Origin of the sequence: Arthrobacter sp. UYEF21, from assembly GCF_040546085.1 — a bacterium.
Taxonomy (GTDB): domain Bacteria; phylum Actinomycetota; class Actinomycetes; order Actinomycetales; family Micrococcaceae; genus Arthrobacter.
In genome coordinates this window covers 206,576-218,980 of the sequence record NZ_JBEPNF010000003.1, presented here as the reverse complement: position 1 = coordinate 218,980, position 12,405 = coordinate 206,576, and the positions used below count along the sequence as shown (strand labels likewise).

Sequence of the window (12,405 nt, the reverse complement as noted above, 5' to 3'; positions counted from 1 at the left end):
TTCACAGTAGCGCACAATTCAATTGTGCACAACTTAAGTGGGCCTAGATCGGCGCTGTTAAACCCAATGGACACCCGAGGCTCCAGGAGGAGTCCTCAGGTGTCCATTCAGGCCCTGCAGAATGCAGCTGGTCAGAGGTCCCGGATGGTCCGGAGGGCTGCTGCGGTCAGGACCTGGATACCAAGGCCCAGGGCGCGCTCGTCCAGGATGTAGTCACCACGGTGCAGGTCGTATTCTTCGCCGCCAGGGGTTTTGGTACCAAGCCGCATCATGGCTCCGGGACGTTCCGCCAGGAACCAGGCGAAGTCCTCACCGCCCATGGACTGCGGCGTGAGCGTGACCGCGCTCTCACCGATCTCGGCCCGGGCCGCGGCTTCGATCAGCGCTGTCTCGTGTTCGGAGTTGACCACCGGCGGCACTCCCCTGGTGTGTTCCAGGTGCACGTCCACGCCATACGGCGCGGCCACCTGCTGCACCACCTCATCCAGCAGTTCGCCGGCGTCGTGCCAGGCGTCCCGGTCCAGGCACCGCATGGTGCCGGCCATGTAACCGGTACCGGGGATGGCGTTGGGGGCGGAGCCGGCGCTGATCTGGCCCCACACCACGGACACCCCGCTCCGGACATCCACCCTGCGCGACAGCACGGCCGGAACGTTGACGGCGATCTGCGCCAGGGCGAACACCAGGTCCTCGGTGAGGTGCGGACGGGAGGTGTGGCCGCCACGGCCGCCTAGCTCGATTTTGATCGTGTCCGACGCGGACGTAATGGCGCCTATGCGCGTACCGATGCGTCCGACGTCGATCCTGGGGTCACAGTGCAGCGCAAAAATGCGCGGCACGCCTTCCAGTACGCCCTGTTCGATGCAGGAAAGCGCGCCGCCGGGCATGGTCTCCTCGGCGGGCTGGAAGATGATCCGGACCGTGCCGCCGAGCGGGGCGTCCTGGTGCATGGCCTGCAGGACCAGGGCGATCCCAAGCATGGTGGCGGTGTGGACGTCGTGGCCGCAGGCGTGCGTCACGCCATGGTTCCTCGAGGCAAACGGCAGCCCGGTTTCCTCGATGATCGGCAGGGCGTCAATGTCGCCGCGCAATGCCGTGGCGATCGGTCCTTCGCCAATGTCCACGGTCAGGCCGGTGCCCTCAAGCCGCCGCGGCGCCAGCCCGGCAGCTTCGAGGCGTTCCACGAGCTTGTCCGTCGTGCGGAATTCCTTGAAGGACAGCTCGGGATGTGCGTGAAGATCCCTGCGGAATTCGATCAGTTCCGGAAGGAGCGGCTCCAGCCACGGCCGCACTAATGCGGTGGGCTCGGCTTCAGTAGTGTAATTACGCACTCATTTACTCTAGCGATCGTCCACGGAATAGCGTCATCGGGGCGGGAGAGTTACAGCCCGCGCCGCGCACGTACTCTCCCGACCAGGGTCAAAGAACGTCAGTGTCACCACTGGCCTTGAGCGCATCAACCGCGCCTTTGACCCGCTGGGCGTGTTCCTTGGTGGTCACCAACAGGGCATCGCCCGTATCGACAATCACCACGTCCTTGATGCCGATCAGCGCAATCACGCGCTTTGTATCGGAAACCACCACACCGCTGGCATTTTCGGTGAAAACACGCGCACCCTCACCGATGACCGTGACGTCGTCGACTTCCCGCGCACTGTTGAGCCTGCCCACCGAAGCGAAATCCCCGACGTCGTCCCAACGGAAAGTGCCCGGCACAACGGCAACGTCGCCCGCGGCTGCGGCAGGTTCGGCCACGGCATAATCGATGGCGATCTTGGGCAGCGTTGGCCAGACGCGGGCCGTGACGGCATCACGTTCAGGAGTGTCCCAGGCCTGGGCGATCTCCTGCAGGCCCTTGAACAGCTCCGGCTGGTTGGCCTCAAGGTGCTTGAGCATCAGGGCCACCGGCGCCACGAACATGCCGGCATTCCAGACGTACTCGCCGCTGTCCACATACTGCTGGGCGACTTCCTCGTCCGGTTTCTCCACGAACTCCACCACGGCCTGTGCACTGGGGGCACCTTCAATGTGAAGTTCCTGGCCCGCCCGGATGTAGCCGAAGCCGGTGGACGGGTGGGTCGGCTTGATGCCAATGGTTACGATCTTGCCGGCCGCCGCCGTGTGGATGGCTTCGCGGACCGCTTCCTGGAACATGCTGTCCGGGCTGATCACTTGGTCGGCGGCGAAGGAACCCATGATGGTGTCCGGGTCCCGCTCGTGCAGGATGGCGGCAGCCAGGCCAATCGCGGCGCCGGAATCTTTAGGCTCGCTTTCCAGGACCAGATCGGAGTCCTGGATCTCAGGCAACTGCCGGCACACGGCAGCGCGGTGCGCAGTGCCGGTAACCACCAGCACGCGCCGGCCTGCGAGGGGCTCCAGGCGGTCGTAGGTGGCACGCAGCAAAGTGCTGCCGGACCCCGTGAGGTCGTGAAGGAACTTGGGAGCTGCTGCACGTGACAGGGGCCAGAGGCGGGTCCCCACTCCGCCTGCCGGAATCACCGCGATAAAGCGGTCAAGGGGTGAAGCCGGGCTTGTCACTTTGTCTGTACTCATCAGGGCCTACTTTAGCCGACAGGGCGCGGACTCCCGGTTGGGGGCGGCTCCGGACCCCTCCACGGCCGGCATCTTGTGGTCTTCGTCTCAATTAAAAGCAAAATCGGGGCATTGGGGGGTCACCAAGGAGTTCCTGAATTGAATAAGCTGTGAGCGAAGCCTAGATTTAGGATCGAGCTACGAGTGCTCTCGCAGCAGGCGTTCCCCCCGCGTGGATCTCATGCCAGCGCCGCTGTGTTGCAGGGAGGTTTATCAGTGCCGACAAAACCAGCTGGCACCTTGTACCGCGGCCGTGAAGGCATGTGGTCCTGGGTAGGACACCGAATTACCGGTGTAGTGATCTTTTTCTTCTTGTTGGTCCATGTCCTTGACACCTCATTGGTGCGTGTATCCCCAGAGGCCTACACGGCAGTCATCGGTGCCTACAAGAACCCCCTTATGGCCCTGGGTGAAACGGGCCTGGTTGCCGCGATTGTTTTCCATGCCTTTAACGGCCTGCGGATCATCGCGGTGGACTTCTGGAGGAAGGGCGCCAAGTACCAGCGCCAGATGCTGTGGACTGTCCTGGCCCTGTGGGTAGTTGTGATGGTCGGCTTCTCCATCCGCCACCTTTCCCTCGCTCTTGGAGGTCACTAAGCCATGACTGCAACGATTGAAAACCCACGCAGTGGGAAAAACAGCAGTGGGAAGATTTCACCCCAGTACCGCCGCACCGGCAGCAGCAGGGGCAACTTCGAGATGCTGGCGTGGCTGTTTATGCGCCTGTCCGGCATTGTGCTGGTAATCCTCATCTTCGGCCACCTCTTTGTGAACCTCATGGTGGGTGAGGGCATCCATGCCATCGACTTCGGTTTCGTGGCCGGCAAGTGGGCTGACCCGTTCTGGCAGATTTGGGACCTGGCCATGCTGTGGCTTGCAATGCTGCACGGCACCAACGGCGTCCGCACCATAATCAACGACTACGCCGAGAAGGATTCCGCCCGTCTCTGGCTCAAGATCGTGCTCTACGCGGCCACTACCGTCATCATCGTCCTGGGCACCATGGTGATCTTCACTTTCAACCCGTGCCCCATCGTTGACGGTGTCCAGCTGCCCGGCGGCTTCTGCCCCGCGTAGCCCACCTTTACACCGTTGAACACGGTGAGCCGCGGGCTGAGTTTTGCGGTGCAGGCAACGCCTGTCCTTTGTTTTATTGCGAATTTTGAGAGAAAGAGCGCCAAGTATGCAGGTCCATAAGTACGACGTCGTCATCGTCGGTGCCGGTGGCGCTGGCATGCGCGCCGCGATCGAGTCCGGTCAGCGCGCGCGCACAGCAGTACTGACCAAGCTCTACCCCACCCGCTCGCACACCGGTGCGGCGCAGGGTGGCATGTGTGCGGCCCTTGCCAACGTCGAGGAAGACAACTGGGAATGGCACACCTTCGACACCGTCAAGGGCGGCGACTACCTGGTTGACCAGGACGCAGCGGAGGTCATGGCGAAGGAAGCCATCGACGCCGTGCTGGACCTTGAGAAGATGGGCCTGCCGTTCAACCGCACGCCTGAAGGCCGTATTGACCAGCGCCGCTTCGGTGGCCACACCCGCGACCACGGCAAGGCACCGGTCCGCCGCGCCTGCTACGCCGCCGACCGCACCGGCCACATGATCCTGCAGACGCTCTACCAAAACTGCGTCAAGCACAACGTGGAGTTTTACAACGAGTACTACGTCCTGGACCTGCTGACGGTCGAGGAAGACGCCGTCCGCGAAGACGGTACGCCCTACAAGCAGAAGCGTGTTGCCGGTGTGGTCTCCTACGACCTCGCCTCCGGTGAACTGCACGTCTTCCAGGCCAAGTCCGTGGTGTTCGCTTCCGGCGGCGCAGGGAAGGTCTTCAAGACCACCTCCAACGCCCACACCCTCACCGGCGACGGCATGGGCATCGCGTTCCGCCGCGGCATCCCGCTGGAGGACATGGAGTTCTTCCAGTTCCACCCGACAGGCCTGGCCGGCCTGGGCATCCTGCTCTCCGAGGCAGCACGCGGTGAGGGCGCTATCCTGCGCAACTCCGAGGGGGAGCGCTTCATGGAGCGCTACGCCCCCACCATCAAGGACCTCGCACCCCGCGACATCGTGGCCCGCTCCATGGCCAACGAGGTCCGCGAAGGCCGCGGCTGTGGCCCGAACAAGGATTACGTCCTCCTGGACCTGACCCACCTGGAACCGGCGCACATCGACGCCAAACTGCCGGACATCACCGAATTCGCCCGCACCTACCTTGGCGTGGAGCCCTACACGGAGCCGGTGCCCGTATTCCCGACGGCGCACTATGCCATGGGCGGCATCCCCACCAACATCAGCGCCGAGGTCCTGCAGGACAACGACACCGTGATTCCGGGCCTCTACGCCGCCGGTGAGGTTGCCTGCGTGTCCGTCCACGGCTCCAACCGCCTGGGCACCAACTCGCTGCTGGACATCAACGTGTTCGGCAAGCGCGCCGGCATTGCAGCGGCCGAGTACTCCAAGACCGCCGACTTCGTGGACCTCCCCGAAGACCCGGAGGCCTACACCATCGACCTGCTGAACATTGCCCGCAACGGCAGCGGCAACGAGAAGGTGGCCCTCATCCGCAAGGATCTGCAGGACACCATGGACGCCAACATGCAGGTGTTCCGCACCGCCGACACGCTGAACCAGGTTCTGCGGGACATTGAGTCCTTCGACGCCCGGTACAAGAACATCAGCGTCCAGGACAAGGGCAAGCGCTTCAACCTTGACCTGCTCGAGGCCGTTGAACTCGGCTTCCTGCTGGAACTCGCCAAGGTCATGACCGTGGCGGCCCTGCACCGTGAGGAATCCCGCGGCGGACACTTCCGTGAGGACTTCCCGGACCGCAACGACGAGAAATTCATGAAGCACTCCATGGCGTACAAGGACGACCACGCCCCGGCCGACGGCACCGCGGGGACCGCGGAAACAACAGCCGGCATCCGTCTGGGCACCAAACCGGTTGTCTTTACCCGCTACGAGCCGATGGTGAGGAAGTACTAAGATGACCGCCGAACTTGCTGAGCCAGCCTCCAAGATCGAACTGCCCGCCGGCGTCGGAGGCGGCGGGGACATCCCATCGTTCGATGTCACCCTTCGCGTGCGCCGCTACAACCCCGAGGTGTCCGAGGACGCCACGTGGGATGACTTCAAAGTGACCATGTACGGCACTGACCGCGTGCTGGATGCCCTGCACAAGGTCAAGTGGGAGATCGACGGCAGCGTTTCCTTCCGCCGCTCCTGCGCCCACGGCGTCTGCGGATCCGATGCCATGCGCATCAACGGCCGCAACCGCCTTGCCTGCAAGACCCTGCTGAAGGACCTGGACACCACCAAACCCATCACGGTCGAACCGATCAAGGGCCTGCCGGTGGAGAAGGACCTGATCGTGGACATGGAGCCGTTCTTCCAGTCCTTCCGCGAAGTCATGCCGTTCCTGATCAACAAGGGCCACGAGCCCACCAAGGAGCGCCTGCAGTCCGTCGAGGACCGCGAGCGGTTCGACGACACCACCAAGTGCATCCTCTGCGCCGCGTGCACCTCGTCCTGCCCCGTGTTCTGGACCGACGGCCAGTACTTCGGACCGGCGGCAATCGTCAACGCACACCGCTTCATCTTCGATTCCCGTGATGACGCCGGCGACATGCGCCTGGAGATCCTGAACGACAAGGAAGGTGTGTGGCGCTGCCGCACCACCTTCAACTGCTCCGAGGCATGCCCCCGCGGCATCCAGGTGACCCAGGCAATTGCCGAGGTCAAGCAGGCAATCCTGTCCCGCAAGATCTGATTTCGCTCGCTATGAAGCAATGCGGGGTCACTTCCTGCCCATTCCACTCGTGGAATTGGGCAGGAAGTGACCCCGCATTGCGTTAAACGAAAGCAGCACCAGTGTCCCGTTCCGAAAAGGTCAGTTTTGAAGGCTCCACCGGCGAAGTACTCTCCGGCATCATTGATGTGCCGGAAGGTCCCGTGCGGGGCTGGGGTGTGTTTTCGCACGGCTTCACCCTGGGCAAGGACAGCCCCGCGGCGTCGCGGATGTGCAAGGCCCTGGCCGATACGGGGATCGGCATGCTGCGCTTCGACAACCTCGGGCTGGGCGAGTCGGCGGGCCATTGGTCCGAGGGCTCGTTCAGCCACAAGGTGGCGGACACCGTAAAAGCGGCCGAGTTTATGCGCGCCGAGGGCAAGGCGATTTCATTGCTGGTGGGGCACTCCTTCGGCGGCGCCGCCGTGCTGTCCGCGGCACGGCAGATCCCCGAGCTCGACGCCGTCGCTACCGTAGGTGCACCGTTCTCACCGAAGCACGTGGCGCACGTGTTCGACGCGGCGCTGGACAAGATCCTCAGCGAAGGCAGCGCCGAAGTGGATCTTGGCGGGAAACACGTGGAAATCAGGAAACACTTTGTGGAGGACCTGGAGAACGCGGACCTCACGGACTGCATCCGGCAGCTGCACAAGCCGCTGATGGTGCTGCACTCCCCCACGGACAACACGGTGGGCATCGAGAACGCCAGCTCAATCTTCCAGACGGCACGCCACCCGCGGAACTTCGTGTCCCTTGAAGGCAGCGACCACCTGCTGACCGGCAAGGGCCAGGCAACCCGCGCCGCCCGGATTATTTCTGCCTGGGCCGACCAATACCTCGACGCCGGGCGCTAGCCCCCGCGCCGCCGTCGCGCTCTACGGGCGTCTTGCCGGGCTGGATGTGCCGGGAGCCCGCCAGCGTCTTTTCGTGGCCGGCCGGGGCGCTCTTGAGGTCCTCTTCGCGGATGGCTGACCAGGCGGCTGAGACCAGGTAGACCTGGCTAAGCAGGTTGAACCAGATCAGCAGCCCGATGATGATAGCGAAGGGCGCCAGGATGGGGTTCCTGCCCGCGCCCGCGAGCAGTTCGGTACTAAACACCTGCAGGATCGTGGTGCCGACGGCCGCGAGGATGGTTCCCTCCAACAGGGGCCGCCGCGACAGCTTGAGCCCGCCAGCCAGACGGAACATCACCACGGCGGTCACCCAGCTCAGGACCAAGGGCACGCCGATCTTGATGAGGGTGGTGAGCGGCCCGGCGACGGCAGGGTCCAGCCGCAGGAAATCACTCACCCAGCCGGCCGCGGTGCCGAACACCAGGGACGCTCCAGCGCTGATGACCAGGGCCACGCCCAGAAGCAACAGGGTGCCGGCATCGCGCAGCTTCAGCAGGACGGGGTTACTCTTCAGCGGCGGGAGTACCATGACGCCGCGGAGGCCGTCGCGGAGGCCGGCGATCCAGCCCAGGGACGTAACGATTGTGACCACGGCCGCTATCACCGCCGTCCAGCCCAGGCCGTCCGGGTTCAGCAGGTCCTTGGGATCCACCAGTCCCGCACCGCCGTTCACTTTCAGCAGGCCCGGCGCGCTTTGCGCCACGCTGCTGATGATGGTGTCCAGCAGGGCAGGCTGGCCCCGCAGCGCCAGGCCGGCAATGGAAAACCCCGTAGCCAGCAGACCCGTGATGGAGAAGAACATTCTGAACCCCATGCCGGCACTCATGAGCGGGCCGTGCTGAAGGTTGTAGTGCTGCCACGCGCGCATGGGCCGGAAGGCGTTAAGCCGGGCGAGCAGCCACTGCACCATGGCCAGCAGACTGGCCACCGGGCCGCCGTCGGACCTTCTCGCCTTGCCCCAGTCCATCCGTTTCTGGACGACGGCAAGCTCCAGGCGCGCCCGCTCAGTGGGGAGCGGTGGCTCCGTTTGCGCCGGCATCCGCTGCTGTTTCGGTGCCACCGGTCCCGCCGTCGTCGTCAGTTTCAGTCCCAAAGTCCAACTCTTCCCGTAGCTGCCAAATGCCGTCAGCATCATGCTCGTAGAGTCCCATGCTAACCACAGGGAAGGTGGCTTTGTAGTTTTCGAGCACCGTTTCGGCCTCGTCGAGGCTCTCCGGGGCAACGTCGTGGGCGATGGTGACGTGGGGGTGGTAGGAGAACGGCAGCTCTCGTTCGAGCGGGCCGGCTTGGAGTTTCTCATGCAGGTCCACACACGCGTCGAAGCCCTCTTCGACGTTGATGTAGACCACCGGAGACACGGGCCGGAACGTGCCGGTGCCTGCAATGGTCACCGTAAACGGGGCCTGGCTGCGCGCCACCTCTTGGACGTGGGCGCGTGTGGCTTCCCAGTCATCTGTCGGGGTGGTGGTGACCAGCGTGATGTGGGCAGGTACCACCCCCGCCATCGGGTCCCCGAACGAAGCCCGCCACCGCTGCAGTTCCTCGGCGATGGCAGAAGGGAATCCCAGAATGACGCCGACGCTCACTCCTTCGCTGACAGTGCTGGCGGCAGGCATCGCGCTAGCGGACTCCGGCCAGGCTCAGCGACGGCAGGAAACCCAACCGCTCGTAGACCTGGCTGAGGGTCACCGAGGCAATTTCGCGGGCGCGCTCGGCACCCCGGGCCAGGAGCCGGTCGAGTTCGGCGGGGTCCGCCATTAGCTCGTTGGTGCGGTTCCGCAGCGGGGTGATGAAGTCCACCACTACCTCGGCAAGGTCCACCTTCAGGTGGCCGTACATCCTACCCTGGTATTCGGCCTCAAGGTCCGCCACCGATTTGCCCGTGAGGGAGGAGTAGATGGTCAGCAGGTTGGAGATGCCGGGCTTTTCGTCGCGATCAAAACGGATCTCGGTGCCGGCGTCGGTCATGGCCGACTTGATCCGCTTGGCCGCGAACTTGGGGTCTTCCAGAAGCTGGATGGAGCCGTTGGGGGATTCCCCGGTCTTCGACATTTTGGCGGTGGGGTTCTGCAGGTCGTAGATCTTGGCGCTGGCCTTGAGGATGGTGGCCTCCGGCACGGTGAACGTCTCGCCGAACCGGGTGTTGAACCGCTGCGCGAGGTTCCTGGTCAGTTCCAGGTGCTGGCGCTGGTCCTCCCCCACCGGCACAAGGTCCGTCTGGTAGAGCAGGATGTCGGCGGCCATGAGCGTCGGATAGGCGAAGAGGCCAAGCGTGGCGGCGTCCGCGCCGGCCTTCTGGCTCTTGTCTTTGAACTGCGTCATGCGGGAGGCCTCGCCAAACCCCGTGATGCAGTTCAGGGCCCATGCCAGTTGCGCGTGTTCCGGTACGTGGGACTGGACGAAGAAGATGCTCTTGTCTGGATCAATGCCGGCGGCGATGTACTGGGCGGCTACCACACGGGTGCGGTTGGTGAGCTCTGCCGGATCGAAGTCCACGGTGATGGCGTGCAGATCGGGGATGAAGAACACCGCATCGTAGGCGGACTGCATGTCCACCCAGTTGCGGACTGCCCCGATGTAGTTGCCCAGGTGCAGGGAATCGGCTGTGGGCTTGGCGCCGGACAGGACCCGTTTGCGGCCAAGTGAAGTTGAGCTGGTCATTCGTGGGAACCTTAAGGATTAGAGCCGGTAGTCCACTACCAGCGGGGCATGGTCAGAGAAGCGCGTGTCCCACGAGGGCGCCCGGTCCACCACTGCCGAGAAGGCTGCTGCGGCGAGGTCCGGGGTGGCCAGATGGTAGTCAATACGCCAGCCGGTGTCGTTGTCGAAGGCCTGGCCTCGCTGTGACCACCAGGTGTACGGGCCGTCAATGTCTCCCGCCAGGCCACGGTGGACATCCTTCCAACCAATGTCCTCGCCGAAGAAGCGGTCAAAGTAGGCGCGTTCGTCGGGCAGGAAGCCAGCCTTCTTGACGTTGCCCTTCCAGTTCCTGATGTCGCGCTCGCTATGGCCCACGTTGAGGTCGCCCACCACCAGTGCGTGATCGCTGTGCTTGGTGAGCTCGGGAAGCCGGGTGCTCATGACGTCCAGGAACCGGTATTTGTCCACCTGCTTGGGAGTTCCCACCTCGCCGGAGTGCACATAGGCGCTCGCGACAGTCAGCTGCACCGGGTTGCCCGCGGCGTCGGTCAGCCTGAAATCGGCTTCCACCCAGCGGCCGGCGGTGGCGAAGTAGTCGTCGCCGATACCGTTGCGGGTGTCCAGCGGTTCTTCGCGGGATGCAATGGCGACGCCTGCACGGCCCTTGGCCTCGGCTTCGGCGTGCAGGATGTGCCAGCCGTCGCCGAGGAGCTGGCGGACGATGGCGTCAGGTGCGCGGACCTCCTGGAGGCAGAGGATGTCCACCTCGCGCGGCTCCAGCCATGCCGCCATCCCGTTCTTGAAGGCAGCCCGGAGGCCGTTGACGTTGACTGATGCGATGCGAAGGTGATCCTTCGTAGATGCCGAACTCACCCGCACCACTCTAGTCGATGATGGTTCCGCGGACCGGGTCCCCGGCGCCGCCGGCGGAGCGGATCATATCCCGGGCATTGGTTGCGGTGATCTCGATGGTCTCCAGCGCCCGCCGGATCGTCTCCTGGTCCGCTGCCTCGCCCTTTGCCCGCTCCTGCTCCACCACCCGGATCTGCACCTGCACAATCTTGAAGGAGTGGTCCAGCTTGAGGTCCCGGACTTCGTCCGCTTCGGTCCGCTCGGACACCACCCGGGTGCCGCCATGGTCAGCAGAGGCCGACGACGGGGCACGTCCGGCTGCGCTGTTGAAGGCGTTCTGGGCTTGGGTCAGCTTGGCGCCGGCCTTTTTGGCGGCTTTCTGGATGCTGAACACCACGAAGGAGGCCAGTGCGAGCCAGAACGCGGCGATGACTGCCACGACCCAGCCCACGACGTCGTTCTGGTTGGCGGCGAAAATCACGGCAACCACGAAGGCGATGATAAAGACCATCATCCCCGGCCCGCTGATCCGCAGCATGGAGAAGCCGCCCTTGGACCGACCGGACGGAGATTGAGGGTTACCCAGAGATTGCATGGGTCCATTGTCTCAAACGCCGCCGCGCCCTTTGGCACCTTCCACCCCCGGCGAACAGTCCGCCCTTAACTGACGACGGCGGCGCCGCACCTTTGCAAATAAGGTGCGGCGCCGCCCGTCGTATGCTTTGTGCAGTTAGGCGATTCCCGCCTGGCGTTCCGCGGCTTCAACCACGTTAGTCATCAGCAGTGCCACGGTCATGGGACCCACGCCTCCGGGGTTCGGCGAAATCCAGCCGGCGACCCCTGCCGCGGCGGGATCGATGTCGCCATGGACTCTGCTCTTACCCGTCTCGGGGTCGGTTTCACGGGTGACGCCGACATCGAGCAGGGCAGCGCCAGGCTTCACGTCCGCAGCCTTGACGATGTGTTTGACGCCCGCAGCGCCCACAATGACGTCAGCCTGCCGCAGCAGCTCCGGGAGGTTTTTGGTCCCGGTGTGGGTCAGCGTCACGGTGGCGTTGACGTCCCGCCGCGTTAGCAGCAGGCCAATGGAGCGGCCGATCGTGACGCCACGGCCTACCACCACAACGTGCTTGCCGGCGAGGCTGTAGCCGTTGCGCTCCAGCAGCTCGATGACGCCGCGGGGCGTGCACGGCAACGGGGTGGTGATTTCCTTGTTGACGTTGAGCACCAGCCGGCCGAGGTTGGTCGGGTGCAGGCCGTCGGCATCCTTGGCGGGGTCGATCCGCTCCAGGATGGCGTCGGTGTCCAGGTGCTTTGGCAACGGCAGCTGCACGATGTAGCCGTGGCAGGCCGGATCATCGTTAAGTTCGTCAATGAGATCCTCAACGTCAGCCTGGGAGGCGTCCGCCGGAAGCTCCCGCTGAATCGAGTTCATCCCGATCTGCACAGACTGCTTGTGCTTCATGGAGACGTACAGCTGCGAGGCGGGGTCAGCGCCCACGAGCACAGTGGCGATGCCAGGAGTGACGCCCTTGGCCTTTAGTGCGGCCACGCGTTCGGTCAGCTCGGCCTTGATGGCAGCGGCGGTAGCCTTGCCGTCAAGGATTTGTGCAGTGCCGGTTTCAGTGCTCATG

Annotated in this window: 13 protein-coding genes; 5 read left to right on the top strand and 8 right to left on the bottom strand. The window is 64.2% G+C overall.

Annotated elements, in window-relative coordinates; genetic code table 11:
• Window positions 1-131: 131 nt before the first annotated feature.
• Both ABIB27_RS05790 and ABIB27_RS05785 read right to left on the bottom strand, forming a co-directional pair.
• Window positions 132-1,331, bottom strand: a complete 1,200-nt coding sequence (locus ABIB27_RS05790) for an amidohydrolase (protein WP_354215088.1) — start codon at window positions 1,329-1,331, stop codon at window positions 132-134.
• Between the two features lie 88 nt (window positions 1,332-1,419).
• Entirely contained in the window at window positions 1,420-2,553 is a 1,134-nt protein-coding gene (locus tag ABIB27_RS05785) for a mannose-1-phosphate guanylyltransferase (RefSeq protein ID WP_354215087.1), read from the bottom strand.
• Between the two features lie 255 nt (window positions 2,554-2,808).
• Here ABIB27_RS05785 and sdhC point away from each other — a divergent pair, with 255 nt between their 5' ends.
• The 5 genes from sdhC (at window position 2,809) to ABIB27_RS05760 (ending at window position 7,240) form a co-directional block, all read left to right on the top strand.
• Complete coding sequence (gene sdhC, locus ABIB27_RS05780) at window positions 2,809-3,189, top strand: succinate dehydrogenase, cytochrome b556 subunit (protein ID WP_354215086.1); 381 nt, start codon at window positions 2,809-2,811, stop codon at window positions 3,187-3,189.
• Window positions 3,190-3,192: 3 nt separating this feature from the next.
• Window positions 3,193-3,669, top strand: a complete 477-nt coding sequence (locus ABIB27_RS05775; RefSeq protein WP_354215085.1) for a succinate dehydrogenase hydrophobic membrane anchor subunit — start codon at window positions 3,193-3,195, stop codon at window positions 3,667-3,669.
• A gap of 106 nt (window positions 3,670-3,775) precedes the next feature.
• Window positions 3,776-5,584 carry a succinate dehydrogenase flavoprotein subunit gene (sdhA, locus tag ABIB27_RS05770; RefSeq protein ID WP_354215084.1) on the top strand — a complete coding sequence of 603 codons (1,809 nt, stop codon included), beginning with the start codon at window positions 3,776-3,778 and terminating at the stop codon, window positions 5,582-5,584.
• Window position 5,585: 1 nt separating this feature from the next.
• Window positions 5,586-6,368: a succinate dehydrogenase iron-sulfur subunit gene (locus ABIB27_RS05765; protein ID WP_354215083.1), complete on the top strand. Its 783-nt coding sequence runs from the start codon at window positions 5,586-5,588 to the stop codon at window positions 6,366-6,368.
• Window positions 6,369-6,469: 101 nt separating this feature from the next.
• Window positions 6,470-7,240: an alpha/beta hydrolase family protein gene (locus tag ABIB27_RS05760; protein ID WP_354215082.1), complete on the top strand. Its 771-nt coding sequence runs from the start codon at window positions 6,470-6,472 to the stop codon at window positions 7,238-7,240.
• Here ABIB27_RS05760 and ABIB27_RS05755 read toward each other — a convergent pair.
• From ABIB27_RS05755 to ABIB27_RS05730, 6 genes are all read right to left on the bottom strand, one after another.
• A complete protein-coding gene (locus ABIB27_RS05755; protein WP_354215344.1) occupies window positions 7,197-8,246 on the bottom strand; it encodes a YihY/virulence factor BrkB family protein in 1,050 nt (349 codons plus the stop codon). The two genes, ABIB27_RS05760 and ABIB27_RS05755, sit on opposite strands and share 44 nt — an antisense overlap.
• A 37-nt stretch (window positions 8,247-8,283) precedes the next feature.
• Window positions 8,284-8,895 carry a 2'-5' RNA ligase family protein gene (locus ABIB27_RS05750; RefSeq protein ID WP_354215081.1) on the bottom strand — a complete coding sequence of 204 codons (612 nt, stop codon included), beginning with the start codon at window positions 8,893-8,895 and terminating at the stop codon, window positions 8,284-8,286.
• Between the two features lie 4 nt (window positions 8,896-8,899).
• Window positions 8,900-9,940: a tryptophan--tRNA ligase gene (trpS, locus tag ABIB27_RS05745; protein WP_354215080.1), complete on the bottom strand. Its 1,041-nt coding sequence runs from the start codon at window positions 9,938-9,940 to the stop codon at window positions 8,900-8,902.
• 18 nt (window positions 9,941-9,958) lie between these two features.
• Entirely contained in the window at window positions 9,959-10,792 is an 834-nt protein-coding gene (locus tag ABIB27_RS05740) for an exodeoxyribonuclease III (RefSeq protein ID WP_354215079.1), read from the bottom strand.
• Between the two features lie 10 nt (window positions 10,793-10,802).
• Window positions 10,803-11,366 (bottom strand): hypothetical protein, encoded by a 564-nt coding sequence (locus ABIB27_RS05735; RefSeq protein ID WP_354215078.1) that lies wholly within the window; start codon window positions 11,364-11,366, stop codon window positions 10,803-10,805.
• A gap of 135 nt (window positions 11,367-11,501) precedes the next feature.
• Window positions 11,502-12,404 (bottom strand): bifunctional methylenetetrahydrofolate dehydrogenase/methenyltetrahydrofolate cyclohydrolase, encoded by a 903-nt coding sequence (locus ABIB27_RS05730; RefSeq protein WP_354215077.1) that lies wholly within the window; start codon window positions 12,402-12,404, stop codon window positions 11,502-11,504.
• Window position 12,405 lies beyond the last annotated feature (1 nt).